Source organism: Falsirhodobacter sp. 20TX0035, assembly GCF_028307215.1.
Lineage (GTDB): Bacteria > Pseudomonadota > Alphaproteobacteria > Rhodobacterales > Rhodobacteraceae > Falsirhodobacter.
This window is the reverse complement of the sequence record NZ_JAQMHV010000001.1, coordinates 745,785-772,366: the sequence shown is the minus strand read 5'-3', so window position 1 is coordinate 772,366 and position 26,582 is coordinate 745,785. Positions and strand designations below refer to the sequence as shown.

At 67.6% G+C, this 26,582-nt stretch carries 23 protein-coding genes and 1 pseudogene; 12 read left to right on the top strand and 12 right to left on the bottom strand.

The features are described from left to right. The first annotated feature begins 1 nt into the window (after position 1). Complete coding sequence (locus PIJ50_RS03895; RefSeq protein WP_271972849.1) at positions 2-3,142, top strand: multidrug efflux RND transporter permease subunit; 3,141 nt, start codon at positions 2-4, stop codon at positions 3,140-3,142. A gap of 55 nt (positions 3,143-3,197) precedes the next feature. Here the strand turns inward: PIJ50_RS03895 and ahcY are convergent, their stop codons facing one another. Both ahcY and PIJ50_RS03885 read right to left on the bottom strand, forming a co-directional pair. Further along, positions 3,198-4,586, bottom strand: a complete 1,389-nt coding sequence (gene ahcY / locus PIJ50_RS03890; RefSeq protein ID WP_271972847.1) for an adenosylhomocysteinase — start codon at positions 4,584-4,586, stop codon at positions 3,198-3,200. Between the two features lie 58 nt (positions 4,587-4,644). After that, a complete protein-coding gene (locus PIJ50_RS03885; RefSeq protein WP_271972846.1) occupies positions 4,645-5,049 on the bottom strand; it encodes a hypothetical protein in 405 nt (134 codons plus the stop codon). Positions 5,050-5,256: 207 nt separating this feature from the next. On the opposite strand from PIJ50_RS03885, the gene PIJ50_RS03880 reads away from it, so the two are divergent. After that, on the top strand, positions 5,257-5,835 hold the full coding sequence (locus PIJ50_RS03880) for an HD domain-containing protein (RefSeq protein ID WP_271972845.1): 579 nt from the start codon (positions 5,257-5,259) through the stop codon (positions 5,833-5,835). On the opposite strand, the gene PIJ50_RS03875 is transcribed toward PIJ50_RS03880, so the two are convergent. Both PIJ50_RS03875 and PIJ50_RS03870 read right to left on the bottom strand, forming a co-directional pair. Further along, entirely contained in the window at positions 5,836-6,144 is a 309-nt protein-coding gene (locus PIJ50_RS03875) for an H-NS histone family protein (RefSeq protein ID WP_271972844.1), read from the bottom strand. It abuts the gene before it with no gap. An 87-nt stretch (positions 6,145-6,231) separates the two neighbouring features. After that, complete coding sequence (locus tag PIJ50_RS03870; protein WP_271972843.1) at positions 6,232-6,786, bottom strand: ActR/PrrA/RegA family redox response regulator transcription factor; 555 nt, start codon at positions 6,784-6,786, stop codon at positions 6,232-6,234. A 120-nt stretch (positions 6,787-6,906) separates the two neighbouring features. On the opposite strand from PIJ50_RS03870, the gene regB reads away from it, so the two are divergent. From regB to addA, 7 genes and pseudogenes are all read left to right on the top strand, one after another. After that, on the top strand, positions 6,907-8,280 hold the full coding sequence (regB, locus tag PIJ50_RS03865; RefSeq protein ID WP_271972841.1) for a sensor histidine kinase RegB: 1,374 nt from the start codon (positions 6,907-6,909) through the stop codon (positions 8,278-8,280). Positions 8,281-8,376: 96 nt separating this feature from the next. After that, on the top strand, positions 8,377-9,822 hold the full coding sequence (locus tag PIJ50_RS03860) for a PAS-domain containing protein (RefSeq protein WP_271972840.1): 1,446 nt from the start codon (positions 8,377-8,379) through the stop codon (positions 9,820-9,822). Between the two features lie 40 nt (positions 9,823-9,862). Continuing rightward, positions 9,863-10,258 (top strand): annotated as a pseudogene (tsaE, locus tag PIJ50_RS16410) (tRNA (adenosine(37)-N6)-threonylcarbamoyltransferase complex ATPase subunit type 1 TsaE); the annotation flags it as partial. A gap of 24 nt (positions 10,259-10,282) precedes the next feature. Continuing rightward, positions 10,283-11,257, top strand: a complete 975-nt coding sequence (locus PIJ50_RS03855) for an aminoglycoside phosphotransferase family protein (RefSeq protein WP_442900704.1) — start codon at positions 10,283-10,285, stop codon at positions 11,255-11,257. After that, positions 11,245-11,898, top strand: a complete 654-nt coding sequence (locus PIJ50_RS03850) for a nucleotidyltransferase family protein (protein ID WP_271972836.1) — start codon at positions 11,245-11,247, stop codon at positions 11,896-11,898. The genes PIJ50_RS03855 and PIJ50_RS03850 overlap by 13 nt, the downstream gene beginning before the upstream one ends. Next, entirely contained in the window at positions 11,891-14,779 is a 2,889-nt protein-coding gene (gene addB / locus PIJ50_RS03845; RefSeq protein ID WP_271972834.1) for a double-strand break repair protein AddB, read from the top strand. Before PIJ50_RS03850 ends, addB begins: the two co-directional genes overlap by 8 nt. Next, a complete protein-coding gene (gene addA / locus PIJ50_RS03840) occupies positions 14,776-18,024 on the top strand; it encodes a double-strand break repair helicase AddA (protein WP_271972832.1) in 3,249 nt (1,082 codons plus the stop codon). Before addB ends, addA begins: the two co-directional genes overlap by 4 nt. A 3-nt stretch (positions 18,025-18,027) precedes the next feature. Here the strand turns inward: addA and metF are convergent, their stop codons facing one another. The 6 genes from metF to rfbC form a co-directional block, all read right to left on the bottom strand. Beyond that, positions 18,028-18,885 (bottom strand): methylenetetrahydrofolate reductase [NAD(P)H], encoded by an 858-nt coding sequence (gene metF / locus PIJ50_RS03835; protein WP_271972830.1) that lies wholly within the window; start codon positions 18,883-18,885, stop codon positions 18,028-18,030. Positions 18,886-18,978: 93 nt separating this feature from the next. Then, on the bottom strand, positions 18,979-19,656 hold the full coding sequence (locus PIJ50_RS03830; RefSeq protein ID WP_271972828.1) for an SDR family NAD(P)-dependent oxidoreductase: 678 nt from the start codon (positions 19,654-19,656) through the stop codon (positions 18,979-18,981). A 60-nt stretch (positions 19,657-19,716) separates the two neighbouring features. Then, the gene (gene rfbA / locus PIJ50_RS03825; RefSeq protein WP_271972827.1) at positions 19,717-20,589 is read right to left on the bottom strand and encodes a glucose-1-phosphate thymidylyltransferase RfbA; all 873 of its coding nucleotides are present in this window, start codon (positions 20,587-20,589) and stop codon (positions 19,717-19,719) included. Continuing rightward, complete coding sequence (rfbD, locus tag PIJ50_RS03820; RefSeq protein WP_271972825.1) at positions 20,586-21,431, bottom strand: dTDP-4-dehydrorhamnose reductase; 846 nt, start codon at positions 21,429-21,431, stop codon at positions 20,586-20,588. The genes rfbA and rfbD overlap by 4 nt, the downstream gene beginning before the upstream one ends. Continuing rightward, positions 21,428-22,462, bottom strand: coding sequence for a dTDP-glucose 4,6-dehydratase (rfbB, locus tag PIJ50_RS03815; protein ID WP_271972824.1), 1,035 nt, complete (start codon positions 22,460-22,462; stop codon positions 21,428-21,430). Before rfbB ends, rfbD begins: the two co-directional genes overlap by 4 nt. Further along, complete coding sequence (gene rfbC, locus PIJ50_RS03810; RefSeq protein WP_271972822.1) at positions 22,459-23,025, bottom strand: dTDP-4-dehydrorhamnose 3,5-epimerase; 567 nt, start codon at positions 23,023-23,025, stop codon at positions 22,459-22,461. Before rfbC ends, rfbB begins: the two co-directional genes overlap by 4 nt. A 122-nt stretch (positions 23,026-23,147) precedes the next feature. Between rfbC and trxA the strand changes: the two genes are divergently transcribed. Both trxA and hslV read left to right on the top strand, forming a co-directional pair. Continuing rightward, entirely contained in the window at positions 23,148-23,468 is a 321-nt protein-coding gene (gene trxA, locus PIJ50_RS03805; protein ID WP_271972821.1) for a thioredoxin, read from the top strand. 161 nt (positions 23,469-23,629) lie between these two features. Further along, on the top strand, positions 23,630-24,193 hold the full coding sequence (hslV, locus tag PIJ50_RS03800) for an ATP-dependent protease subunit HslV (RefSeq protein ID WP_271972819.1): 564 nt from the start codon (positions 23,630-23,632) through the stop codon (positions 24,191-24,193). Between the two features lie 31 nt (positions 24,194-24,224). Here the strand turns inward: hslV and PIJ50_RS03795 are convergent, their stop codons facing one another. Then, complete coding sequence (locus PIJ50_RS03795) at positions 24,225-24,710, bottom strand: pyridoxamine 5'-phosphate oxidase family protein (RefSeq protein WP_271972817.1); 486 nt, start codon at positions 24,708-24,710, stop codon at positions 24,225-24,227. A 76-nt stretch (positions 24,711-24,786) separates the two neighbouring features. Between PIJ50_RS03795 and hslU the strand changes: the two genes are divergently transcribed. Next, positions 24,787-26,085, top strand: a complete 1,299-nt coding sequence (gene hslU, locus PIJ50_RS03790; RefSeq protein WP_271972815.1) for an ATP-dependent protease ATPase subunit HslU — start codon at positions 24,787-24,789, stop codon at positions 26,083-26,085. On the opposite strand, the gene PIJ50_RS03785 is transcribed toward hslU, so the two are convergent. Beyond that, the gene (locus tag PIJ50_RS03785) at positions 26,073-26,552 is read right to left on the bottom strand and encodes a DUF2938 domain-containing protein (RefSeq protein ID WP_271972813.1); all 480 of its coding nucleotides are present in this window, start codon (positions 26,550-26,552) and stop codon (positions 26,073-26,075) included. The two genes, hslU and PIJ50_RS03785, sit on opposite strands and share 13 nt — an antisense overlap. Between the last annotated feature and the right edge of the window lie 30 nt (positions 26,553-26,582).

Below are 26,582 nucleotides of genomic sequence, written 5' to 3'. Positions count from 1 at the left end.
GATGTCACAATTCTTCATTCTAAGACCCGTGCTGGCATGGGTCATCTCGATCTTCATCGTGATCGCGGGGTTCCTGAGCCTTCAGTCCCTGCCCATCTCGCAATACCCGGCGGTCGCGCCGCCGCAAATTTCCATCACGGCGGCCTATACCGGCTCCTCCCCCGAGGAGATGTACGAGGCCGTGGCCCAGCCGATCGAGGAGGAGCTGAACTCCGTCGACGGCATCCAGTATTTCGAATCCACCTCCGACAGTTCCGGCGCCATCTCCATCACTGCGACGTTCGAGCCGGGAACGGACACGGCGAAGGCGCAGGTCGACGTGCAGAACGCCGTGGCCCGGGTGGAGCCCGTGCTGCCGCAGGTCGTGACTGATCAGGGCGTCACGGTGGAGGAGGCAAGCCAGGGCTTCCTGATGGTCGTGGCGCTGACCTCCTCGGACGGGTCGCTGAACTCGGTCGCGCTTGGCGACTATCTCAGCCGCAACGTCGTGAACGAGATCCAGCGGACGGCCGGCGTCGGCCGGGCGCAGGTCTTCTCCTCGGAGGAGGCGATGCGCATCTGGATCGATCCGGACAAGCTGACGGGCTACAACCTGTCCACCGCCGACGTGATCAGCGCGATCGAGGCGCAGAACGCCCAAGTGGCCGCCGGCCAGATCGGCGCGGACCCGAACCCCATCGGCCAGCAGCTGACCGCCACCGTTCTGGTGAAGGGTCAGCTCGCCTCGGCCGAGGAGTTCGGCAAGATCGTGCTGCGCGCCAACCAGAACGGGTCCACCGTGCGCCTGTCGGACGTGGCGCGCGTGGAGGTGGGGGCGGACACCTATTCGTTCAACTCGCGCCTGAACGGCCAGCCGGCCGCCGCCCTTGGCGTGCAGCTGTCCAGCGACGGGAACGCGCTGGAAACGTCGGAAGCCATCCGCGCCAAGATGGAGGAGCTGAAGGCGTATTTCCCCGAAAGCGTCGAATACTCCATCCCCTATGACACGACCCCCTTCGTGGAGGCGTCGATCGAAAAGGTGCTGCACACGCTGGTCGAGGCCGTCGTGCTCGTGTTCATGGTGATGTTCCTGTTCCTGCAGAACATCCGCTACACCCTGATCCCGACGATCGTGGTGCCGATCGCGCTGGCGGGCGCCTTGTCCGTCATGTTCGTGCTGGGGCTGTCGATCAACGTGCTGACCATGTTCGCGATGGTGCTGGCCATCGGCATCCTTGTCGACGACGCCATCGTGGTGATCGAGAACGTGGAGCGGATCATGGCCCATGAAGGGCTGGGTCCGAAGGAAGCCACGCAGAAGGCCATGGGCCAGATCCAGGGCGCCATCATCGGCATCACGCTGGTGCTGACGGCCGTGTTCATCCCGATGGCCTTCTTCCCGGGATCGACCGGGATCATCTACCGCCAGTTCTCGCTGACGATGGTGTCCTCGATCCTGTTCTCGGCGTTCCTCGCGCTGTCGCTGACGCCCGCGCTGTGCGCGACCTTCCTGAAGCCCATCAAGGGGCATCATGAAAAGCGCGGCTTCTTCGGCTGGTTCAACCGCAAGTTCGACGCGGGCACCGAACGCTATTCGCGCAGCGTGCGGATGCTGGCGCGCCGTTCGGTGATGATGATGCTTCTGTATCTGGTCATCGCGGGCGTCACCGGCTGGGGCTTCCTGAAGCTTCCCACGTCGTTCCTTCCGAACGAGGATCAGGGCTTCGTCATCTCCGACATCCAGACGCCGCCCACCTCCTCCTCGCAGCGGACGGACGCGGTCCTGAAGCAGGTCGAAGGCTACTACCTGTCGAACGAGGCGGTCACGAACACCGTGGCGATCCGCGGCTTCTCCTTCTCGGGTCAGGGGCCGAACGCGGGCCTGATGTTCACCACCTTCAAGGACTGGTCCGAACGCAGCCAAAGCGCCGATGAGATCGCGAACGGGGCCAACCAGGCGCTGTTCTTCGGGGTGCAGGACGCGCAGGTCTTCTCGTTGTCGCCGCCGCCCATTCCGGGCTTCGGCACCACGGGCGGCTTCGCCTTCCGGCTGGAAGATCGCGGGGGCTTGGGCCAGCAGGCCCTGCAACAGGCGGCCCAGCAGCTGATGGCCAAGGCACAGGAAGGCGGCCAGGTCGTGGGGCTGCGCGTGGAAGGCATGCCTTCGGCCGCGCAGGTGTCCGTCACCATCGACCGCGACAAGGCGCAGACCTTTGGCGTGACCTTTGCCGACATCAACCGCACCATCTCCTCGAACCTCGGGTCTTCCTATGTCAACGACTTCCCGAACGGGGGCCGTCAGCAGCGCGTGATCGTGCAGGCGCAGGAAGAATCGCGCATGCAGACCGAGGACATCCTGAACCTGACCGTGCGCAACGCGGATGGCGGCATGGTGCCCTTCTCCTCCTTCGCGACGGTGGAATGGGAAGTGGGTCCCAGCCAGGTGGTCGGCTACAACGGCTATCCGGCGGTCCGCATCGCGGGGCAGGCGGCGCCCGGCGTGTCATCGGGCGACGCCATCGCCCTGATGGAACGTCTGGCCGGAGAGCTCGGTCAGGGCTTCGCCTATGAATGGACGGGCCAGACGGCCGAGGAGATCTCCTCGGGCAACACCATGGTCCTGCTGTTCGGCATGTCGATCCTGTTCGTGTTCCTGCTGCTGGCGGGCCTTTACGAAAGCTGGTCGATCCCGCTGGCGGTGATGCTGGTCACGCCGCTGGGGATCATCGGCTGCGTCGCGGCGGTGATGCTGCGCGACATGCCCAACGACATCTACTTCAAGGTGGGCCTGATCGCGATCATCGGCCTGTCGGCCAAGAACGCCATCCTGATCGTGGAGTTCGCAAAGGACCTGCGCGCCGAAGGCATGGGCCTGATCGACGCGGCGGTGGAAGCGGCGAAGCTGCGCTTCCGTCCGATCCTGATGACGTCGATGGCGTTCACGCTGGGCGTGGTGCCGCTGGCCATCGCCTCGGGCGCCTCGGCCGCCAGCCAGAACGCGATCGGCACGGGCGTGATCGGTGGCATGATCTCGGCCACGATCCTTGCGGTGTTCTTTGTGCCGGTGTTCTTCGTGTTCGTCCTAGGCGCCGTGCTGAAGATCCGCGGCAAGGATCACGATCCCAGCCGTCCGCATCACGACGAACCCAAGGCCAACGCCTGACACCAAAAAAGGCGCCCCGCGGGGCGCCTTTGCTTTTGGACTCACCGGGTCGCGATCAGTAGCGGTAATGCTCGGGCTTGTAGGGGCCGTCGACCGTCACGCCGATATAGTCGGCCTGTTCCTTCTGCAGGGTGGTCAGCTTCACGCCGATCTTGGCCAGATGCAGACGGGCCACCTTTTCGTCCAGAGTCTTCGGCAGGATGAACACGCCCGGCTGATACTCGTCACCCTTGGTCCACAGTTCGATCTGCGCCAGCGTCTGGTTGGTGAAAGAGGCCGACATCACGAAGGACGGGTGCCCCGTGGCGTTGCCCAGGTTCAGCAGACGGCCTTCGGACAGCAGGATGATCCGCGCGCCCGAAGGCATCTCGATCATGTCCACCTGGTCCTTGATGTTGGTCCACTTGTGGTTCTTCAGCGCGGCGACCTGGATCTCGTTGTCGAAGTGGCCAATATTGCCGACAATGGCCATGTCCTTCATCGCGCGCATATGCTCGATCCGGATCACGTCCTTGTTGCCGGTGGTGGTGATGAAGATGTCGGCCGATCCGACCTCATCCTCCAGCAGCGTCACCTCGAACCCGTCCATGGCGGCCTGCAGGGCGCAGATCGGGTCGACCTCGGTCACCTTCACGCGGGCGCCGGCGCCACGCAAGCTGGCGGCCGAACCCTTTCCCACGTCGCCATAGCCGCAGACCACGGCGACCTTACCGGCCATCATCACGTCGGTCGCGCGGCGGATGCCGTCAACCAGCGATTCCTTGCAGCCATACTTGTTGTCGAACTTCGACTTGGTAACCGAGTCGTTCACGTTGATCGCTGGGAAGGGCAGCAGGCCCTTCTTGTGCAGATCGTACAGACGGTGCACGCCGGTCGTCGTTTCCTCGGACACGCCCTTCAGCATGTCGCGCTGCTTCGTGAACCAGCCGGGGGTGGCGGCCAGACGCTTCCTGATCTGGGCGAAGAGGAACGTCTCCTCCTCGCTCGTCGGCACGTCGATCAGGCCCGTCTCGCCGGCTTCGACCCGCGCGCCCATCAGGATATACATCGTCGCGTCGCCGCCATCGTCAAGGATCAGGTTCGCGCCGTCCTCGAACTGGAAGATCTGGTCGGTGTAGGTCCAGTACTCCTCCAGCGTCTCGCCCTTCACGGCGAAGACGGGAATGCCCGCTTCCGCAATGGCCGCTGCCGCATGATCCTGGGTGGAGAAGATGTTGCACGACGCCCAGCGCACCGTGGCGCCGAGGGCGACCAGCGTTTCGATCAGCACGCCGGTCTGGATGGTCATGTGAAGGGATCCGGCAATGCGGGCCCCCTTCAGGGGTTGCTCCGCGCCATATTCCTCGCGCAGGGACATCAGGCCCGGCATTTCGGTTTCGGCGATGGTCAGCTCCTTGCGACCATAACCGGCGAGGGCGATGTCCTTGACGATGAAATCAGGCATATGACGCTCCGTTGAATGTGTCGGAGCCGGGCATACCATTCCATCCCCTTGCGGGCAATCAGAGGCTCAGGCCGACCTCTTTCAGCCGGGCCGTCGCGTTGTCGCCGTTGTCCCAGCCGGTGCCGGAACCGATCACGCAGGCGATGCCGTCGGGTCGGGTGTAGCTGACGGTCCAGGTCCCGGCGTCGTCCGAGGCCCAGACCTCGAACTGGCGGCCGTTGTCGCGGGTGGCCGTCAGGATGCGGGCCTCCCCATAAGCCTCGCCCAGATCGGCAGCCAGCAGTTCGGGATTCGCGCAGTAGGGATCGGTCGGCAACTGGTCGGCGCCGGTCCGCTGAATGCTGTCGTAATAGGCCAGATTCACGTTGTCGCCTTCCGGCGGCATCACGGCGGCCACGGGCAAGGCCAGAGCGGTCAGAGCGGCCCCAGCCAGGGCCATACGGCAGGTCATCTTGCGGAACATGATCGGTCCCTCCTTTCCGTAACAACGGCCTTGACACGGCAATGTTCCCGTTTTTGCCGCGGGCGGCATCCCGGCCACTCTTGCGTTTGCAGGATCGCGCGGCGTGACGTATCCCTTTCGCCACCCGACCGCCCAGCCGGAGCTGACCATGACACCCCCAAAATCCGTTTCCGTCTCCGCCCGAATTATACCCATGGGGAAACGCTGATGCGCGCCTGGCAACGCATGCTGTCGGGCCGGCGGCTCGACCTCCTCAATCCCACGCCGATGGATATCGAGATCGAGGACATCGCCCACGGCCTTGCCTTCGTCGCGCGCTGGAATGGGCAGACCCTTGGCGACTGGCCCTATTCCGTGGCTGAACATTCCCTTCTGGTTGAACGTATTTTCACGCGCCTTCAACCGGAAGCCACCAAGGCCGAACAATTGGCCGCTCTTTTGCACGATGCCCCGGAATACGTGATTGGCGACATGATCAGCCCGGTCAAAAGCGCCATCGGCCCCGGCTATAAAGAGCTGGACCTGCGATTGACCACCGCCATTCATCGGCGTTTCGGATTGCCCGCCGCTTTGCCGGTGGCCCTGAAACGCCGCATAAAACAGGCGGATCGCATTTCCGCCCGGATGGAGGCGGTGCAGATCGCGGGCTTCACCGAAACCGAAGCGACGCGGTATTTTGGAAAGCCCGCCGATCCGCAATGGACCGACGGGCTGGAAATCGTCCTGCGTCCCCCGGTGGAAACGCGTCGCGATCTGGTTCTTCGCTGCCTCGAACTGATGGCCTGATCAGATCGCCATGTCTTCCGGGCTGCGGCCGGCCGCCGTGGCTTCCACGAACCAACGGGGCTTGCGACCCCGGCCCGTCCAGGTATCAGCCGGGTTTTCCGGATTGGCGTATTTCGCGGTGGCTGCGGCCCGTTTGCGAGGGGTGCCCAGATCCACGAGGTCTTTCAGCGAAAAGCCCAATTCCTTGGCCTTGGCTTCCAGCGCCTCGGCGGCTTCGCGTTTCCGCCGGCCTTCGAAACTTTCGATGGCCCGGTCGATCCGCACCCGCAGATCCTTCAATTCCTTCAGCGAAAGCGCGTCGATGTCCATTTTGTCTCCATGACCTAAACCTGTCCCCGTCAAGCAGAATAGAACGCGGACATCAACATTCAATTCAGCCCGTCGCGGAATGGTGATTTATTTCGGGCTTCTTTTGGCAAGAATGCGCTGAAGGGTTCGCCGATGCATGCTGAGCCGCCGTGCCGTTTCCGAAACGTTTCGATCGCACATTTCATAAACGCGCTGAATGTGTTCCCAGCGAACGCGATCGGCGGACATCGGATTGTCGGGCAATTCCGGCAAAGCCTCGCCTTTCGCCAAAAGCGCGTTGGTCAGTTCATTGGCATCGGCGGGTTTCGACAGGTAATCCGTCGCGCCGATCTTCACCGCGGCCACGGCGGTGGCGATGGCGCCGTATCCGGTCAGCACGACGATGCGGCATTCCGGGCGGCGTTCGCGCAGCAGTTCCACCACGTCCAGCCCGTTTCCATCCTCCAGCCGCAGATCGACCACGGCATAGGCGGGGGGCGACTGTTCGACCAGCGCGCGGCCCGCGGCCACGCTTTCGGCCGTGACGGGTTCGAAGCCGCGCTTTTCCATCGCGCGGGCCAGCCGCTTCACGAAGGGTTCGTCATCATCGACCAGCAGAAGGGAGCGGTCGGCCCCCAGATCGGGGTGCAGGGCTTCCGTCATGTGTGGGATCTCCTGTCCATATGGTGCAGCGTTAGAAGATCGCGCCTCTGCCGTCAAACAAGCGCGATTGATCCGCCCGCCCGGACCGCTATACCACGCCGCAACAACAAGGACGCCATCATGCTTGCCGTTTCCCGTCCCATGATGCCGCGCGGCGACTGGCTGCGCCTGCGCACGCTGGTCAACCTGCGCTGGATCTCCATCTTCGGGCAGCTGGTGGCGATCACCGTGTGCTACCGCTGGCTGGACGTGCACCTGCCGCTGGGGCCGTGCTACGCCGTGGTCGCGGGGGCGGTGCTGGCCAACCTCGCCTTCGCCTGGTCCAGCCCCACCAACCGCCTTCTGACCGAGGCGGAGGCCCGTCTGACGCTTCTGTTCGACATGTCCCAGCTGTCGGCGCTGGTCTTCCTGACGGGGGGGCTCTCAAACCCCTTCGTGCTGCTGATCCTGGCGCCCGTGGTCATCGCGGCCTCCGCGCTCAGCCTGACGACAACAATCATCATGGCTGTCTGCGCCACCGGCTGGGTCACGTTGGTCACGCTTTGGCACCTGCCGATGGAGCTTTCGGACAACACGCTCTTGGAAACCCCCGGCCTTTTCCGCTTCGGGTTCTGGATGTCCATGGTCATCGGGATCGCCTTCACCTCCATCTACGCACGCCGCGTGTCGACCGAGATCCGCACCACCACCAAGGCTCTTCTGGCCACGCAGATGGCGCTGGCCCGCGAACAGAAGCTGACCGATCTGGGGGGCGTCGTGGCGGCGGCCGCGCACGAATTGGGCACGCCGCTGGCCACGATCAAGCTGGTCAGCACCGAGCTGATGGACGAACTGGCCGACCGCCCCGAACTGCTTGAGGACGCGGCCCTGATCCGCGAACAGGCCGACCGGTGCCGCGACATCCTGCGGTCTATGGGGCGGGCGGGCAAGGACGACACGCACATGCGGCAGGCCCCCCTCACCTCCGTCCTGCGCGAGGCGGCGGAGCCGCACATGGCGCGCGGCAAGGCCGTGGAGATCTCGGCCCGGTCCGAGGCGGGGATGGACGACCGCATCCCCACCGTCCTGCGCCGCCCCGAGGTGATCCACGGGCTGCGCAACCTGATCCAGAACGCCGTGGACTTCGCCGACAGCACGGTCTGGATCGACGCCCGCTGGTCCGACGACCGGATCCTCGTGCGCGTGGCCGACGATGGCGCGGGCTACAGCCCCCAGATCCTAGGCCGGATCGGGGAGCCGTTCGTGCGGTCCCGCAAATCCCCCGCCGATCCCCTGCGGCCGGAATATGACGGCATGGGGCTGGGGCTGTTCATCGCGAAGACGCTTCTGGAACGCACTGGCGCCACCCTGTCCTTCACCAACGGCTCCAGCCCCTTCCTGAAACCCGAGGAGCGGATTTCGCGCAGCGGGGCGGTGGCCGAACTGATCTGGCCACGCGAGGCGCTTGCCCCCGAGAACGGCCCGCTGGAGGCCAATCCGCCCTTCGAGGCGTGACATTCCTGTCGCGGTCGCGGGTTGATAGGACAAAATTTAATAAGTTGTTAACCCTTGTGACAGACGGTTGCCCTTCTGGAACTAGGAAAGTGTGCTGTGCCCATCGGTTGGATCGATCTGCTGCGTGCCGAGGCGGTGGCCCTTCTCGCCTGCGCGGGGGGATTTGTGGTGCTTGACACCCTGCGCCGCCGGGCCGCCGCCACGCCCGCCGATGGCGGAAGCGTGTTCCTGTTCGACGGGGACCGTCTGATCGATTGCAGCCCCTCCGCCCGCCTTCTTCTGGCCGCGCTGGACGCCGAACCGCCCGAAGCCCGGCGTCGTTTGCAGGAACATCTGGCCCATCACCTGCCCGATCTGACCGACCGACTGACGCAGCTGGACCGCGAAGGCCGCGTGCAGATGACCAGCCCGTCCGGCCTGACGGTGGAGGCGAGCCTGCACGGCGGCATCACCCGCATCGCGCTGGACAGCGACGCGCCGGGGCAGGACGCCCTGACCCAGGCCGCCCAGTCCGCCGAGATCGCGCGCCTGCGCCGGATCGTCCAGCACGCCCAGACCCCCCTGTGGGAGGAGGGAACGGCCGGAGAGGTGACATGGGCCAACCCCGCCTATGTCCGCGCCGCGGGCGCCTCCGCTCCGCAATGGCCCTTGCCGCACCTTTTTCCGCAGGACGGACCCGTCAACCTGGCCAGCGGATGGATGCACGCGATGCGCCAAGCGCAGGTGGGCACCGCCTGGCCGCTGGACCGCGCCGTTCTGGCCGAGGCGCAGCTGCGGGAATTCCGCCAGACCCTGGCCCGCACGTTCGCCGACCTGCCCATCGGCCTTGCCATCTTCGACCGGCAGCGGCTGCTGCAGATCTTCAACCCCGCGCTGATGGACCTGACGGGGCTGCCGCCCGACATGCTGTCCTCGCGCCCGTCGTTGTTTTCGGTGCTGGACGCGCTACGGGAACGGGCCCTGATCCCCGAACCCAAGGACTATCGCCACTGGCGCAAGCAGATGATCGACCTAGAAGAGGCCGCCACCCATGGCCGGTTCGAGGAGACGTGGAACCTGCCCGGCGGCCAGACCTGGCGCGTGGTGGGCCGCCCGCATCCCGACGGCGCCATGGCCCTCCTGTTCGAGGACATCTCGGGCGAGATGACGCGCACCCGCCGGTATCGTGCCGATCTGGAACTGGGACAGTCCGTGATCGACGCGATGACCGAAGGGGTGGCGGTGTTCTCGCCGTCCGGCACGCTCGTCATCTCCAACGCGGCCTATGCGCGGATGTGGGACGACGATCCCGGCACGATAGTGGCCGAGGTTGGAATCGGCACGCTGTGCGCCCGCTGGCGTGCGGCGACCGCCCCCAGCCCCCTCTGGGCCGAGGTGGAGCATTTCGCCGTCACCCTTGGCCCCCGCACCGGCGGGCAGGGCACGCTGCACCTTCTGGACGGGCGCCGGATGGAATGCCGGTTCACCGCCTTGCCGGGCGGGGCGACGCTGGTGGGGTTCCAGATGCACGAAGCCGCGCAGAAGGTCGCGCGCTACGGCTGATCCCCCTTGCGCCGGGCGGGTCGCGCCGTCATTTTCGCGCATGATGACGCTGCTGCTTCCCCTTGCCGACGATGATGCCACGGCCCGCCTTGGCACCGACCTTGCCGCCATCCTGCGGGCCGGCGACACCGTGCTGCTGTCGGGCGGCATCGGCGCGGGCAAGACGCACCTGTCCCGCGCCCTGATCCACGCGCGCACGGGGGAACGCGACATCCCCTCGCCCACCTTCACGCTGGTGCAGACCTATGAAGGGGTGCCGGAGATCTGGCACGCCGACCTTTACCGCCTGTCCCACCCGGACGAGGTGATCGAACTGGGGCTGGACGCCGCAATGGCCGAGGCGATCTGCCTCATCGAATGGCCGGACCGTCTGGGCGACCTTGTTCCCGCCGACGCCCTGCGCATCGCGCTGGAGGTGGAGGGCGACGGCCGTCTGGCACGGTTGGACGGCCCCCCTGCCCTGATCGCCGCCCTGCGCCGGCAGCAGGCCGAACGGCTGCTGTCCAGTGCGGGATGGAGCGATGCCGGGCGCACGCCCTTGGCGGGCGATGCCTCGGCCCGACGCTACGACCGGTTGTCCGGTGCCGGGGGGCAGGCCGTCTTGATGGACGCCCCGCCGCGCAGTGGCGACGATCCGGCGGATTTCGTCACGATCGGCCGGCATCTGAACGCCCTCGGCCTGTCGGCGCCCAAGGTTCTGGCACAGGACCTGCCGCAGGGCTTCCTGCTGCTGGAGGATCTGGGCGACGACCTTTACGCCCGGATCCTGACACAGGCCCCGGAACGGGAGGCTGAGCTTTATGCCGCCGCCACCGATGTGCTGATCCGGGTGCAGGGCGCTCCGGCCCCCAAGGGCCTGCCCGACCTGTCCGCAGCGGACTGGGCCGAGGCGGTGCGCCCGGCCTTCGACTGGTACGGCCGCTGCGCAGGCGCGGGTGACGAGGCGGAGCCGACCATCGCCGCCCTGACCGCCGCCCTGACCCTTCATGCCGACGGCCCGCGCGTGCTGATCCTGCGCGACTATCACGCCGAAAACCTGCTGTGGCTGCCGGACCGGAACGGCGTGGCGCGGGTCGGGCTTCTGGATTTCCAGCTGGGGCAGATGGGGCAGCGGGGCTATGACCTCGTCTCGTTGCTGCAGGACGCGCGCCGCGACGTGTCCCCCGCGACCGAGGAGGCGATGATCCGGCGCTTCGATCCGTCCGAGGCCTTCCGCGCGCAGTACGCCGTGCTGGGCGCCCAGCGCAACCTGCGCATCCTCGGCATCTTCGCGCGGCTGGCGGTGATGGGGAAACCGTCCTATCTGCCGCTGATCCCGCGCGTCTGGGCCCATCTTCGGCGCAACATGGCCCATCCGGCGCTGGCTGGGGTTCCCCTGGATCTGCCCGCCCCCACCCCCGACCTTCTGGACAGGATCGCCCGATGCCGCCCCTGATGCTGTTCGCCGCCGGTCTGGGCACGCGCATGGGCGCGCTGACCGCCGATCGCCCCAAACCCATGATCCCGGTCGCGGGCCGCCCGCTGATCGACTACGCGCTGGCCATCGCGCGCGACGCGGGTGCTGCTCGGATCGTGGCCAACACGCATTATCTGGCCGACCGTCTTGTTCTGCCGCCCGACGTCATCGTCAGCCATGAACCGGAATTGCTGGAAACCGGCGGCGGCCTGCGCGCCGCCCTGCCCCATCTGGGCGCGGACACCGTGATGACCCTGAACACCGACGCGGTCTGGACTGGCGAAAACCCCCTGACGCAGCTGCAAAGCGTGTGGGAGCCGGAGCGGATGGACGCGCTTCTGCTGCTGCTGCCGGCCCGGCAGGCCACCGGCTATCGCGGGCCCGGCGATTTCAACGCGGGTCCCGTCCTGTCGCGTGGCGGCGATCACGCCTATCTGGGCGCGCAGATCGTGAAGACGGACGGTTTGGCGCGGATCCCGGACCGCAAATTCTCCCTCAACCTCCTGTGGGACCGGATGATCGCCGAAGGGCGTCTGCACGGCGTGATCCACAAGGGGGGCTGGTGCGACGTGGGCCGGCCAGAAAGCCTCCCCCTGGCCGAGGCGCTTCTGCATGGGTGAAGTGTCCGCCATCCCGCTGGGCGTCGATTTCCCCTCCGCGCTGGTGCGCGGCCTGCTGCACCGCATGGACGGCCAGCCGCCCGAGGCGATGGCCCGGGTGCAGCTGTTCCTGAACACGGCCCGGATGCGCCGCCGGGTGGTGGAGATACTGACGGCCCGCGGCGCGCGGCTTCTGCCGCGCATCCACCTTCTGGGCGATCTGGCCGGCCTCGTGCCCGACCTGCCCGACGCCGTTCCGCCCCTGCGCCTGCGGCTGGAACTGTCGCGCCTGATCGCGGCCCTGCTTCAGGCGCAGCCCGACCTCGCCCCCCGCGCGGCCACCTACGATCTGGCCGACAGCCTCGCCACCCTGCTGGGAGAGATGGGGCAGGAAGACGTGCCGCCCGAGGCGATCGCGAACATCGACGTGTCGCATCATTCGGCCCACTGGGCACGGACGCAAAGCTTCCTGTCCATCGTGGCCCCCATCTTTGCCGGGCAACCCGACGCCGACCGGCGTGGGCGGCTGGCCGCCGTGGCGCTGGCCGCCCGCTGGCAGGCCAATCCGCCGCCGGGGCCGGTGATCGTCGCAGGCTCCACCGGATCGCGCGGTGCAACGGCGCTGTTCATGCACGCCGTGGCGCGGCTGGACCAGGGGGCGCTGGTGCTCCCGGGCTTTGACCGCGACCTGCCCCCGCCGGTTTGGGACGCCCTGTCGGACGCGCTGACGGCCGAGGATCATCCCCAGTACCGCTTCCACCGCCTGATGCGCGATCTGGACCTGACGCCCGCGCAGGTGACGGACTGGACCGACGACGTTCCGGTGTCGCCGGCCCGCAACCGGCTGATCTCCCTCTCGCTCCGCCCCGCCCCCGTGACGGACCAGTGGCTGGCCGAGGGGAAGGATCTGGGCGACCTGCGCGCCGCCACGCAGGACCTGACGCTGATCGAAGCCTCCCGCCCGCGGGTGGAGGCGCAGGCCATCGCCCTGATCCTGCGGCAGGCGGCCGAGGACGGAAAGCGCGCGGCCCTGATCTCACCCGACAGGGGGCTGACGCGGCGGGTGGCGGCGGCGCTGGACCGGTGGGGCATCGTGCCGGACGATTCGGCGGGGGAGCCGTTGCAGCAGACCGCCGCCGGCCGCCTGTTCCGCCACATCGCCCACCTTCTGGGCCGCCGCCTGACCCCCGAGGCGCTGCTGACGCTGCTGAAGCATCCGCTGACCGCGACCGGCGCCGACCGGGGCAACCACCTGCGCTGGACGCGGGATCTGGAACTGCACCTGCGCCGCAACGGCCCGCCCTTCCCCACGCCCGCCGACCTGACCGCCTGGGCCGCGGCCCGCCCCGCCGACGGGGTGGCCGACTGGGCCGCCTGGATCGGCGCTACGCTGGCGGGGCTGGAGCCTGTGGGCACCCGGCCCCTGACCGCGCATCTGGACCATCATCTGGCCGTGGCCGCGCAGCTGGCCGGGGGGCCGGGCGCCACCGGCCCCGGCAACCTGTGGTCGGGCGCGGCGGGCGAGGCGGCCCTGTCCATCCTTGAAAACCTTCAGGCCGAGGCGGAGCATGGCGGCGACATGACCCCCGCCGATTACGCCGACCTGTTCGACTCCGTCCTGTCGCGCGGCGAGGTGCGGGAAACCGTGGCCGCCCATCCCGGCATCATGATCTGGGGCACGCTGGAGGCGCGGGTGCAGGGCGCCGACCTCGTGATCCTTGGGGGGCTGAACGACGGGATCTGGCCCGCGCTGCCCGACCCCGATCCATGGCTGAACCGGCAGATGCGGTTGCAGGCGGGCCTTCTGCTGCCCGAACGGCAGATCGGCCTCTCCTCGCACGATTACCAGCAGGCGATTGCCCTGCCCGAGGTGATCCTGTCCCGCGCCACCCGCGACGCCGAGGCGGAGACCGTGCCGTCGCGCTGGCTGAACCGGTTGCAGAACCTGATGGCCGGCCTTCCTGCGCAGCACGGGCCCGCGGCGCTGGACGCGATGCGCGCCAAGGGGCGCGTCTGGCTGGACATGGCCGCGCAGCTGGAAGCGCCCGGCGCCCCGGTGCCGCTGGCCCGCCGCCCCGCCCCCCGCCCGCCGGTGGAGGCGCGGCCGAAGCAGCTGGCCGTCACCGGCATCCGCACGCTGATCCGCGACCCTTATGCCATCTATGCCCGCAACATCCTTCGCCTGAAGCCACTGGATCCCCTGCGCCAGACACCGGACGCGCGTCTGAGGGGATCGGTCCTGCACCGCATCCTGGAAACCTTCATCCGCGACGGCGGCACGCCCACCCATGCCCGGCTGATGGCCACCGCCGCACAGGTTCTGGCCGAGGACGTGCCCTGGCCCGCCGCCCGCGCCCTGTGGCTGGCCCGGCTAGAGCGTGCGGCCGACTTCTTCATCGCGCTGGAAACCGCGTCCGAGGCGGAGCCCGTCTGGCTGGAGGACTCGGGCGGCGTGCCGGTGGAACCGCTGGATTTCCGCCTGACCGCCCGGCCCGACCGGATCGACCGCCTGCCGGACGGCACGCTGCACATCGTCGATTACAAGACCGGCACGCCCCCCACGCAGAAGCAGCAGGCCGCGTTCGAAAAGCAGCTGCTGCTGGAGGCCGTGATGGCCGAACGCGGCGGCTTCAAGGCGCTGGGCCCGACCCCCGTCCGCCGCGTCAGCTATATCGGCCTTGGCACCCGCCCCAAGATCGAGGCGACGGAGATCACCGAGGAGTTGCTGGGCAAGGTCTGGGAGCAGCTGCACGCCCTGATCGGCCAGTATGCCAGCCGCGCGCAGGGCTATGCCGCCCGCCGCGCCGTGTTCGAGGACCGGATGGAAGGGGATTACGATCACCTCGCCCGGTTCGGAGAGTGGGAGATGCAGGACCCGTCGCATCCGGAGGACGTGGGATGAGCATGGACGACGCCACCCTTCGCCAGGTGACCGCCGCGCGGCCCGACGCCTCCACCTGGCTGTCGGCCAATGCGGGGTCGGGCAAGACGCGGGTGCTGACCGACCGGGTGGCGCGGCTTCTGCTGGCCGACGTGTCGCCCCAGCGCATCCTGTGCCTGACCTACACCAAGGCCGCCGCGACCGAAATGCAGAACCGCCTGTTCCGCCGTCTGGGCGAATGGGCGATGCTGGAGGATGCGGTCCTGATCGAGGCGCTGTCGCAGCTGGGCGTCGGCGCGCTGGCCCCCGACACGCTGGCCAAGGCCCGCCGCCTGTTCGCCCGCGCGATCGAGACGCCGGGCGGGCTGCGCATCCAGACCATCCATTCGTTCTGCGCGACGCTGTTGCGGCGGTTCCCGCTGGAGGCGGGCGTGTCCCCCAGCTTCACCGAGATGGACGACCGCGCCGCCGCCCTTCTGCGCGACGACATCGTAGAGGAGATGGCCGACCGTCTGGCCCCCGACGCCGTGGCCACGCTGGCGCGCGCCTTCAGCGGGACCGATTTTGCGGACCTGTCGGCCCAGATGGCCAGCCAGCGCGACGGGCTGCTGCCCGCGCTGACCGCGTCCCAGATCCGCGCCGCCTGCGGGCTGGAGGACGGCGACACGGCCGAGAGCATCCTGTCCCGCGTTTTCCTGGGCGGCGAGGCCGAATGGCTGGCGCAGGTGGCCGACATCCTGACGGCGGGCAGTGCCACGGACGCCAAGAACGCCCCGCGCCTGCGCGTGCTGCCCGACATGGACGGGCTGGCCACGCTGGAGGAGGTGCTGCTGACCGGTTCCGGCGCGAAGGAACCGTTCACCGCCAAGATCGGCAGCTTCCCGACCAAGGCCACGCGCGCCGCCCTCGGCCCCCTTCTGGACCGGCTGGAAGACCTGATGCGGCGGGTGGAGGAGGCACGGCCCAAGCGGCTGGCCCTGCGCGCCGCCCAGCGCAGCGTGGCGCTGCACGATTTCGCCGCCGTGTTCCTGCCGGAATACGACAAGCGCAAGGCCCTGCGCGGCTGGCTGGACTTCGACGACCTGATCCGCCGCACCGTGCACCTGCTGACGGACCCGTCGGTGGCCCAATGGGTGCTGTTCCGGCTGGACGGCGGCATCGACCACATCCTTGTGGACGAGGCGCAGGACACCTCTCCCGAACAATGGCGCGTGATCGAGCTGCTGGCGCAGGAATTCGCGTCCGGCCAAGGCGCGCGGGACGTGGAACGCACCATCTTCGTGGTCGGCGACAAGAAGCAGTCGATCTATTCGTTCCAGGGGGCGGACGTGGCGGCCTTTGACCGGATGAAGGGGCATTTCGCCTCGCGCCTGGCCGAGGCGCAGCTGGGCCTGCAGGACCTGCAGCTGGAACATTCATTCCGATCCTCGGCCACGATCCTGCGGCTGGTGGACCGCACCTTCGACGACACCCCGCCCGAGGCGCTGGGCGGGGCCATGCGCCACATCGCCTTTCGCGACATGCCGGGCCGGGCCGAGTTGTGGCCGGTGGTGGAACCGTCCGAGACGCCCGAGGACGAGGACTGGTCCAGCCCCGTCGACCTGATTTCCGACGAACACCACCACGCGCGGCTGGCCACCCGGATCGCGGACCGCATCGGCGAGATGATCCGCACCGGCGTGCAGATCCCCGACGGGCGCGGCTTCCGCCCCTGCCACGCGGGCGACTTCCTGATCCTGGTGCGGGGCCGCGGCGGCGTGTTCAACCCGCTGATCCGCGCCTGCAAGGTGGCGGGCCTGCCCATCGCGGGCGCCGATCGTCTGAAGCTGGGCGCGGAACTGGCGGTGCGCGACCTGACGGCGCTCCTGGCCTTCCTGTCCACCCCCGAGGATGACCTGTCGCTGGCGGCCATCCTGCGATCCCCCCTGTTCGGGTGGAGCGAGGATCAGCTGTACCGTCTGGCCCAGCCGCGCGAAGGGTATCTTTGGGCCGCGCTGCGCCATGTGGAGGGCGAGGCGACGCGCATCCTGCGCGACCTGCGCAACCATTCGGACTTCCTGCGCCCCTACGACCTGATCGAGCGTGTGCTGACCCGCCATGACGGCCGCCGCCGCCTTCTGGCCCGCCTTGGGGCCGAGGCGGAGGATGGCATCGACGAGCTGCTGTCGCAGGCCTTGGCCTATGAGCAGACGGACGTGCCGAGCCTGACCGGCTTTCTGTCCTGGCTGACCACGGACGAGGTGGAGGTCAAGCGCCGCATGGACAGCGCGGGCCGCATGATCCGCGTGATGACCGTGCATGGCGCCAAGGGGCTGGAAGCGCCCATCGTGATCCTGCCCGACATCGCCGACCATCGCCCGCAGGACCGCGAGGAACTGGTCGCGGTGGAAGGCGGCACGCTGTGGAAGGTGGCGCAGGCCGAAGCGCCCGCTGCCATGGCCGAGGCGCTGGCCGTCCGCAAGGCCGCGCGCGAGGCGGAGTCGCTGCGGCTGCTGTATGTGGCGCTGACCCGGGCGCAATGCTGGCTGATCGCGGCGGCGGCGGGCAAGGTGGATCAGGCCGACAACTGGTACAACCTGATCCGTCAGGGCATGGAACGGGCCGGCGCCGTCGCGCACGACCGCGGCCTGCGGCTGGAGGACGGAACCTGGCCCGATCCCGCCCCTGCGGCGGCCGAAGCGGTGGCGGAGACGTTCGCCCTGCCGGAGTGGACCCGACGGCACGTGGGCGATCCGCCGGCGATGCCGAAGCTGCTGTCACCCTCCAACCTCGGCGGCGCCAAGGCCCTGGCGGGCGAGGGGATGGAAGAGGAGGCCGCCAAGGCGCGGGGCACGCAGCTGCACCTGCTGCTGGAGCATCTGCCGACTGCCCCCGACCGCGCCCGGCTTTTGGTGCCGGACGACGACCTTCTGGCCGAGGCCCACGCCGTCCTGGCCGCGCATCCCGCGCTGTTCGCCCCCGACACCCTGGCCGAGGTGGCGGTGACCGCCGATCTGGAGGGGGCGCGTCTTTATGGCACCATCGACCGGCTGATCGTGGAGGCGGACCGCGTTCTGGCCATCGACTTCAAGTCGAACCGCACGGTGCCCGCCACCCCGGAACAGGTGCCGGACGGGATCCTGCGCCAGATGGGGGCCTATGCTCACGCGCTGGCGCAGATCTGGCCGGACCGCCGGGTGGACACCGCGATCCTGTGGACCCGCAACGCGACCCTGATGGACCTGCCGCCCGATCTGGTGCGGGCGGCTTTGGCGCGGCGGGACTGACGCTCAGGCCACGTCGCGTTCGTTGGTGCTGCGCAGGCCCAAAGCGAGGCAGACGTCCCGGCTCAGATGCGGGCGGTTGAGGGTGTAGAAATGAAGATCTTCCACCCCTTCATCCACAAGGCGGGTGCACAGCTCGTAGCACAGGCGGATGGCCAGCGCCTCGTGGCGGTCCTTCTCCGTTGCCTCGAAACGTGCGGAAAGCCAGTCAGGGACGGTCTGGCCGCAGCGCAGGGCGAAGCGGCGGACGCCTTCGAAATTCTCGATCGGCAGGATGCCGGGCAGGATGGGCGCGGTGATGCCGGCTTTTGCACAGGCGTCGCGGAAGCGCAGGAAGGTGTCCGGTTCGAAGAAGAACTGGGTGATGGCGCTGCCCGCGCCCGCGTCGATCTTGCGCTTCAGCCATTCCACATCCGCGCCGGGATGCCCCGCCTCAGGATGCGGTTCGGGATAGGCGCCCACCCGGATGTGGAAGCGCCCGGTGTCGGCCAGCGCCTTCACCAGTTCCACCGAATCCGCGAAACCTTCGGGATGCGGCGTGAAGCGGTCGACGCCCTTGGGCGCGTCGCCGCGCAAGGCCACGATTTCGGTCACGCCGGCGTCGGCGTAGGTGTTCGCGATCTCCAGCGTTTCGGCGCGCGTGGCGTCCACGCAGGTCAGGTGCGCCGCGACGTTCAGGCCGAAGTTGCGGCCGATGGTGGTTACCGCCTCATGCGTCAGCTGGCGGGTGGTGCCGCCCGCGCCATAGGTGACGGAACAGAAGCCCGGTTCCAGCGGGGCCAGCATGCGCACGGTTTCCCACAGCCGGAACGAGGCATCCAGCGTCTTCGGCGGGAAGAATTCGAACGAGATCCGGGGGGCCATGCGCGCTCCTATGCCTGTGGAACAGTCATATCACGGGGGCGGTCCCCCAACCAATTCAATGTTTGCAACAGAAACATGAGGCGGGGCGCAGGATCATTCCGCGTAGATCATCTTCTTCGTCATCCCGCCATCGACCACAAGGCATTGACCCGTCACGAAATCCGCCTGCGCCAGATACAGGACGGCCTGCGCGATGTCCGCAGGCCGCCCGACACGGCCCACGGGATGCTGCGCGTGATCTTTGTCCGAAAGGTCGGTGGCGTCGGTGATCCAGCCCGGCGCGATGGCGTTCACGCGAATCCGCGGACCCAGCTGCACGGCCAGCGCCTGCGTCAGACCGACCATCCCGCCCTTGGCCGCCGCATAGGCGAAATCGCCCCCTTCGGACATCAGGGCCCGCGTGGACACCATCATGACGATGGAGCCGCCGTTCGCCAGAAGAGGCAGCGCCGCCCGGCTCATCAAGAAGGCACCGGTCAGGTGGGTGTCCAGAAGGGCGTTCCAGTCCGCCAGCGAGGTGCCGGCCAGATCCATGGAGGTTCCGCCCTTCACCTTGCCGCCATTGTTGACCAGAAGGTCCAGGCGGTCCCAGCCCAGCGTGTCCATCGCGGCGGTGATCGACGCCTCATCCCCCAGATCGCAGTCGATGTGCCGGCCAAGGCGCGAGGGCTGGAGGTCGAGGCTCGCGACCTCCCACCCGTCCTCCTGCAGACGGGCGATGATGCCCTGGCCGATCAGTCCGGCCCCTCCGGTGACGATGGCGCGCTTCATGACGGCTTCCTTCCTTTGCGACGTGCGGGAAGGTAGCCGTCATCTCCGCGAAGTCACGCCTCAGCGCAGCAGGTCCTGCAGCGCCTTGCCGTAGTTCGTCTTGCGGAACAGGTCGATCCGGTCGGCCAGCTGGCTTTCGTTGATCCAGCCTTGGCTGAACCCGATCTCGTCCGGGCTGCCCGTCTGCAGGCCCTGACGTTCCTCCAGCGTGCGGACGAAGTTGCCGGCGTCCAGAAGGCTCGCATGCGTGCCGGTGTCAAGCCAGGCATAGCCGCGGCCCATCTGCTGCACGTTCAGCAGGCCTTCCTCCAGATACATCTCCAGAAGGGAGGTGATCTCCAGCTCTCCTCGTCCCGAGGGGACCACCTGCGCGGCGCGGTCGGAGGCGGTGCCGTCCAGGAAGTAGAGGCCCGTCACGGCGTAGTTCGAGGGCGGCACGTCGGGCTTTTCGATGATGGTGGACACGCGGCCTGCCTCGTCGAAGGCGACCACGCCGTAGCGTTCGGGATCGGCCACATGATAGCCGAAGACGGTGCCGCCCTTGGGCTGCGCGTCCGCCGCCTTCAGAAGCTGCGGCAGGCCGTGGCCGAAGAAGATGTTGTCACCCAGAACCATGGCCGAGGGCGCGCCGTCCAGGAAATCGCGCGCGATCAGGTAGGCCTGCGCCAACCCGTCGGGGCTGGGCTGGACCAGCCACGTGATGCGGATGCCCCACTGGCTGCCGTCGCCCATCAGGCGCTGGAACTGGTCCTGATCCTGCGGGGTGGTGATGATCGCGATCTCGCGGATGCCGGCCAGCATCAGCACCGACAGCGGATAGTAGATCATCGGCTTGTCATACAGCGGCAGAAGCTGCTTCGACACGCCCATCGTGATCGGATACAGGCGCGTGCCCGATCCGCCGGCCAGAATGATACCCTTGCGCTGCGTCATGTCCCTGCTCCCAACTCGTTCAACACGTCCTTCAGGCCCGGGCGCCAGTCGGGGCGCGACAGGCCGAACACCGCCAGATCGCCGCAGTCCATCCGGCTGTTCGCCGGCCGTTTCGCGGGCGTCGGATAGGCCGAGGACGGGATGCCCGTCACCTCGACCGTCAGGCCCGCCTGCGCGAAGATCTCGCGCGCGAAATCGGCCCAGCTGACATCCGGGGCGCCCGACAGGTGGTAGATGCCGGATGTCGACGGATCGTCGCACAGCGCCTTGGCCATGGCGATGCAGGTGTCCGCGATGTCGGCGGCGGGGGTGGGACCGCCGACCTGATCCTCCACCACGTTCAGGGTGCCGCGTTCGGCCAGGCGCAGCATCGTCTTGACGAAGTTGTTGCCATGGGCCGAAAACACCCAGCTGGTGCGCAGGATCGCATGGGCGCCGCCTGCGGCCTGAACGCCCTGTTCGCCCGCCAGCTTCGACCGGCCATAGGCGCCGATCGGCCCCGTGGCGTCGGACGGTGTCCACGGCGCGGTGCCGCTGCCGTCGAACACGTAGTCGGTGGAGATGTGGACGAAGGGGATGCCCTTTTCGGCGCAGGCGCGGGCCATGGCGGCGGGCGCGTCGCCGTTGATGACGGTGGCGGCCGCCTCCTCGGTTTCCGCCTTGTCCACGGCTGTCCAGGCGGCGGCGTTGATCACGGCGGTGGCGGCGCTGTCGCGAATCGCCGCCGCGCAGGCCGCGGGGTCCGACAGGTCGGCCTGCGCGCGCGACAGGAAGGTGGCGTCGGGCAGGCGGCGCTTCAGTTCCCGCGCGACCTGTCCGGTTTCCCCGAAGACGAGGATCATGCCTTCGTTCCCAGCCGACCGCCGGCCCGGGCCTGCAGCGGGCGCCACCAGTCCTCGTTCGCCAGATACCAGTCCACCGTCTTTTCCAGCCCTTGTTCCAGCGTCACGGAGGGACGCCAGCCGAGTTCGGTGCGGATGCGGGTGGGGTCGATGGCATAGCGCAGGTCGTGGCCCGGACGGTCGATCACGAAGGTGATCTGGTCGGCATACGCCGCGGCCTTCGGACGCTTTTCATCCAGGATGGCGCAGATGGTGCGCACGATGTCGATGTTCTTCGCCTCGTTCTCGCCCCCGATGTTGTAGGATCGGCCGAGTTCGCCCTTCTGCACCACGGTCAGCAGGGCGTCCGCGTGATCCTCCACATACAGCCAGTCGCGGACGTTTTCGCCCTTGCCGTAGACGGGGATGGGTTCGCCCGCCAGCGCCTTCAGGATCACGACCGGGATCAGCTTTTCCGGGAAGTGATACGGTCCATAGTTGTTGGAGCAGTTGGTCATCACCACGGGCAGGCCGTAGGTTTCGTGCCACGCGCGCACCAGATGGTCCGATCCGGCCTTCGAAGCCGAGTAGGGGGAGTTCGGAGCGTAGGGCGTGTCTTCGGTGAACTGTCCGGTCTCGCCCAGCGTGCCGAACACCTCGTCGGTGGAGATGTGGTGAAAGCGGAACGTGTCGGGCTTGCCTTGCTGGGTCCAGAAGGCGCGGGCGGCTTCCAGCATGTTGAAGGTGCCCAGCACGTTCGTTTCGATGAAATCGCCGGGCGCGTCGATGGACCGGTCCACGTGGGACTCGGCCGCCAGATGCATCACGGCGTCCGGCTTGTGCTGCGCGAAGATATGGTCCAGTGCCGCGCGGTCGCGGATGTCGGCCTTCTCAAACACGTAGTTCGGGCTTTCCGCCGCTTCGGCCACGTTGTCGAGGCAGGCGGCATAGGTCAGCGCGTCCACGTTCACGACCGAATGACCGTCGCGGATCGCCTGACGCACCACGGCCGAACCGATGAAGCCGGCGCCGCCGGTGATCAGGATGTTCATGCAGGCTCCATCACGAAGGGGGATTTGAAATCGGCAAGGCTTTGCGCGGCGGCGTCCTTGTCGGACAGCAGCGGCGTGACGCCCGCCGGCAGCGGCCAGTCGATGCCCGCGCTGTCCCAGCGCACCGCGCCGTCGCAGTCGGGGGCGTAGTGGTCGGTGCACTTGTAGCAGATCTCGGTATCGTCGGTCAGGGTGGCGAAGCCGTGCAGGAAGCCCGCCGGGATCCACAGCTGCTTGCCATTCTCGAACGACAATTCCGCCCCCGTCCACTGCCCGTAGGTCGGCGAGCCCACGCGGATGTCCACCGCCACGTCGAACAGCGCCCCGCGCCCGCAGCGCACCAGCTTGCCCTGCGCGTGCGGCGGCGACTGGAAGTGCAGGCCGCGCACGGTTCCGGCCTTGGCCGACATGGAATGATTGTCCTGAACGAACTCCGGCAGATCAACCCCGGATTGCATCAGGGTCTTCCGATTCCAGCTTTCCGAGAAGAATCCCCGCGAGTCGCCGAAACGTCTTGGAGTCAAAAGAAGAACGCCTGGAAGGCTCGTATGTTCGATCTGCATGGCCACCCTCTTGTTTGCGCAAGGTTTGTCGGGAACGGAGGCATGACGCAAGCAAATACCGGGCGCTTGACGCGTTTGGGTTGCATGCCTACGTCTGGAACCCATCAGACAGGAGTTTGCCCATGGCCACCGTTTCCGTAACCGACACGACCTTTGACGCCGAAGTGCGTCAGTCGGACATCCCCGTTGTCGTGGACTTCTGGGCCGAATGGTGCGGTCCCTGCCGCCAGATCGGACCTGCGCTGGAGGAGCTTGCCGCCGAATACGCGGGCAAGGTCAAGATCGTGAAGGTCAACGTCGACGAGAACCCCGTCAGCCCGGCCGAATTGGGCGTGCGCGGCATCCCGGCGCTGTTCATGTTCAAGGACGGGCAGGTCGTGTCCAACAAGATCGGCGCGGCGCCCAAGGCGGCGCTGGCCAACTGGATCAAGAGCGAGATCTGAGAAACGGGCACCTTCGGGTGCCCTTTTCCTTTGGCGTTGCCTTGGTGGCATCGCCCGTTCTTCAAGCAAAGTTTTGCGACGTCCCTTGCCCTCTGCCCACCAGAGGGTTGAGGCCCCCTTGGCCTGTCGCCATATACAGCCCGACAGAAAGAGGAGACACCATGGCGGAGACGCAATTTCCCGGCTGGCACGGCACCACGATCATCGGCGTGCGCCGGGGCGACGAAGTGGTCATCGCCGGCGACGGGCAGGTGAGCCTGGGCCAGACCGTGATCAAGGGCACGGCGCGCAAGGTGCGCCGCCTGTCCCCGGGCGGGCGCGACGTGGTCTGCGGCTTTGCCGGATCCACCGCCGACGCCTTCACGCTGCTGGAACGGCTGGAAACGAAGCTGGAGGCGTTTCCAGGACAGCTGGCCCGCGCCAGCGTCGAACTGGCCAAGGACTGGCGGACGGACAAGTATCTGCAGAAGCTGGAAGCCATGCTGATCGTCACCGACGGCACCGATCTTCTGGTCATCACCGGCGCCGGCGACGTGCTGGAGCCGGAGCATGACGTCGCGGCCATCGGGTCGGGCGGGAACTTTGCACTGGCGGCCGCGCGGGGGCTGATGTCCACCGACCTCGGGGCCGAGGACATCGCCCGTCAGGCCATGGCCATCGCGGCGGACATTTGCGTCTACACCAACGGCAAGCTGACGGTGGAACGCATTGCCCGCCAGGCCTGAAAGCGGTGCCGGCCCGAAGGCCGGCGCCGTGTCACAGCTGGACGGTGGCCTTCTTGTTCTGCGCGTCCTTCTTGGGATCGGACAGGCCAAGGGCGGTTTTTACGCCCGCCACGACGCTGGAGCTGTCTTCCCAGATCTCGGCATGGTCGGGTTCGAAGCGGATCAGCGCGATGCTGGGATCGTCCTTGCCGCCTTCGTACCAGGCCGCGACGTGGCTGTTCCACAGGCGGTCGATGTCGGCGCGGTCGGTGGAGATGGTGACGTTGCCGTGCACGCAGGCCCAGAGGTCATGCCCCTTGGACACGTAATGTACGAAGGCGGCGCTGCCGGCATGGGCGGATTCGACCATGTCGTTGGTCTTGGTGGTGAACACCCACAGCGGACCGTGGTCGCCTTCGCTGATCAGCGTCATCGGGCGCCCGTGCCCGTGTTCGGCGTTCGACAGGCCAAGGAAGGCCGTCGCGTGATCGTTCAGGGCCTTCCACAGTTTCTTTTCAAGTTCTGCCGGTGTTGGCATGACCAATCCTCCATATATTTCCACGACAACGATGCCCGCGCGGCGAATGTTCCGCGGGCGGCCTGAAGGAGACACGATGACAGACCTGACCCCCCGAGAGATTGTCGCCGAGCTGGACCGCTTCATCATCGGCCAGTCCGGTGCTAAGCGCGCGGTGGCCGTGGCCCTGCGCAACCGCTGGCGCAGGAAGCAGCTGGGCGACGATCTGCGCGACGAGGTCTATCCCAAGAACATCCTGATGATCGGCCCCACGGGCGTCGGCAAGACCGAGATCAGCCGCCGTCTGGCCAAGCTGGCGCGCGCGCCCTTCCTGAAGGTGGAGGCGACGAAGTTCACCGAGGTCGGCTATGTCGGGCGCGACGTGGAAAGCATCATCCGCGACCTGGTGGACGCCGCCATGGTGGAAACGCGCGAATGGATGCGCGAGGATGTGAAGGCCCGCGCCGCCAAGGCCGCCGAGGACCGCGTGATCGAGGCGCTGGCCGGCAAGGACGCGCGCGAACAGACGCGCGAGATGTTCCGCCGGAAGCTGAAATCGGGCGAACTGGATCGCCAGGTGATCGAGCTGGAGGTGCGCGACACCACGAACCCCCTGGGCAACATGGAGATCCCGGGCCAGCAGCCGGGCATGATGCAACTGGGCGACATCTTCGGAAAGGCCTTCGGCGGGCGCACCGTGCGCAAGAAGATGACCGTGGCCGACAGCCATGACGTGCTGATGAACGACGAGGCCGACAAGCTTCTGGACGACGAGGCGGTCAAGGCCGCGGCGCTGGAGGCCGTGCAGCAGAACGGCATCGTCTTCATCGACGAGATCGACAAGGTCTGCGCCCGCAGCGACAACCGCAGCGGCGACGTGTCGCGCGAAGGTGTGCAGCGTGATCTTCTGCCGCTGATCGAGGGCACCACCGTGTCCACCAAGCACGGCGCGGTCAAGACGGACCACATCCTGTTCATCGCTTCGGGCGCATTCCATGTGGCCAAGCCCTCGGACCTGCTGCCGGAACTTCAGGGCCGCCTGCCGATCCGGGTGGAACTGCAGGCCCTGACGGAAGGCGACTTCGTCCGCATCCTGACCGACACCGACAACGCCCTGACGCGGCAGTACACGGCGCTGATGGCGACCGAAGGCGTGGACGTCATGTTCCGCCCCGACGGCATCGCGGCGCTGGCGCGCATCGCGGCCGAGGTCAACGGCTCGGTCGAGAACATCGGGGCGCGGCGGCTTTACACCGTGATCGAGCGGGTGTTCGAGGAGCTGTCCTTCGTGGCCCCCGACCGGGAGGGCGAGGCCGTGGTGGTCGATGCCGCCTATGTGGAGGCGAACCTTGGCACGCTGGCGCGCAGCACCGACGTGTCGCGCTACATGCTGTAGATCAAGGCCCCGATCCACAGGCCGAGGCCGAAGACCACATGCGCCGCCAGTTGCAGCCCCCGCACCGTCCACGGGTGCGGGGCCCGGCTGGCGGCGATGCCGTTGCCCATCCCCGGCGACATGAGGAGCCAGCCTGCCAGCACCGTAACCACGCCCACGATCAGCGCGGGGGCCAGCGTCGGATGCTCCAGCCAGTCCATCCCCCAGATCAGGGGGATCAGGGCGGCGTAGATCACCCCGATGACGTAGTGCAGGACCCACCCCAGAAGGGATTCGCCCCCGACGGGGCGAAGGGCGGCCATGTCGTCATGCCGGAAACGGCCCTGTGCCATGTGCCAGAACCAGCGGCCTGCCATATCCCAACGCGGACGCGGCTGGCGGCGCAGCACGGCGACCAGAAGCCCCCACAGATCGAAGATGGCCGTGGCGATGATGCCGATGATCAGGCTGGCGGTGATGAACGTCATGGTCCCCTCCCTTTGACCGGCACGTTAGCC

Bases quoted from the DNA above. Each gene is read 5' to 3' on its own strand.
- PIJ50_RS03895 (WP_271972849.1), top strand. From the start codon at position 2: ATGTCACAATTCTTCATTCTAAGACCCGTGCTGGCATGGGTCATCTCG.
- ahcY (WP_271972847.1), bottom strand. From the start codon at position 4,586: ATGCCTGATTTCATCGTCAAGGACATCGCCCTCGCCGGTTATGGTCGC.
- PIJ50_RS03885 (WP_271972846.1), bottom strand. From the start codon at position 5,049: ATGTTCCGCAAGATGACCTGCCGTATGGCCCTGGCTGGGGCCGCTCTG.
- PIJ50_RS03880 (WP_271972845.1), top strand. From the start codon at position 5,257: ATGCGCGCCTGGCAACGCATGCTGTCGGGCCGGCGGCTCGACCTCCTC.
- PIJ50_RS03875 (WP_271972844.1), bottom strand. From the start codon at position 6,144: ATGGACATCGACGCGCTTTCGCTGAAGGAATTGAAGGATCTGCGGGTG.
- PIJ50_RS03870 (WP_271972843.1), bottom strand. From the start codon at position 6,786: ATGACGGAAGCCCTGCACCCCGATCTGGGGGCCGACCGCTCCCTTCTG.
- regB (WP_271972841.1), top strand. From the start codon at position 6,907: ATGCTTGCCGTTTCCCGTCCCATGATGCCGCGCGGCGACTGGCTGCGC.
- PIJ50_RS03850 (WP_271972836.1), top strand. From the start codon at position 11,245: ATGCCGCCCCTGATGCTGTTCGCCGCCGGTCTGGGCACGCGCATGGGC.
- addB (WP_271972834.1), top strand. From the start codon at position 11,891: ATGGGTGAAGTGTCCGCCATCCCGCTGGGCGTCGATTTCCCCTCCGCG.
- addA (WP_271972832.1), top strand. From the start codon at position 14,776: ATGAGCATGGACGACGCCACCCTTCGCCAGGTGACCGCCGCGCGGCCC.
- metF (WP_271972830.1), bottom strand. From the start codon at position 18,885: ATGGCCCCCCGGATCTCGTTCGAATTCTTCCCGCCGAAGACGCTGGAT.
- PIJ50_RS03830 (WP_271972828.1), bottom strand. From the start codon at position 19,656: ATGAAGCGCGCCATCGTCACCGGAGGGGCCGGACTGATCGGCCAGGGC.
- rfbA (WP_271972827.1), bottom strand. From the start codon at position 20,589: ATGACGCAGCGCAAGGGTATCATTCTGGCCGGCGGATCGGGCACGCGC.
- rfbD (WP_271972825.1), bottom strand. From the start codon at position 21,431: ATGATCCTCGTCTTCGGGGAAACCGGACAGGTCGCGCGGGAACTGAAG.
- rfbB (WP_271972824.1), bottom strand. From the start codon at position 22,462: ATGAACATCCTGATCACCGGCGGCGCCGGCTTCATCGGTTCGGCCGTG.
- rfbC (WP_271972822.1), bottom strand. From the start codon at position 23,025: ATGCAGATCGAACATACGAGCCTTCCAGGCGTTCTTCTTTTGACTCCA.
- trxA (WP_271972821.1), top strand. From the start codon at position 23,148: ATGGCCACCGTTTCCGTAACCGACACGACCTTTGACGCCGAAGTGCGT.
- hslV (WP_271972819.1), top strand. From the start codon at position 23,630: ATGGCGGAGACGCAATTTCCCGGCTGGCACGGCACCACGATCATCGGC.
- PIJ50_RS03795 (WP_271972817.1), bottom strand. From the start codon at position 24,710: ATGCCAACACCGGCAGAACTTGAAAAGAAACTGTGGAAGGCCCTGAAC.
- hslU (WP_271972815.1), top strand. From the start codon at position 24,787: ATGACAGACCTGACCCCCCGAGAGATTGTCGCCGAGCTGGACCGCTTC.
- PIJ50_RS03785 (WP_271972813.1), bottom strand. From the start codon at position 26,552: ATGACGTTCATCACCGCCAGCCTGATCATCGGCATCATCGCCACGGCC.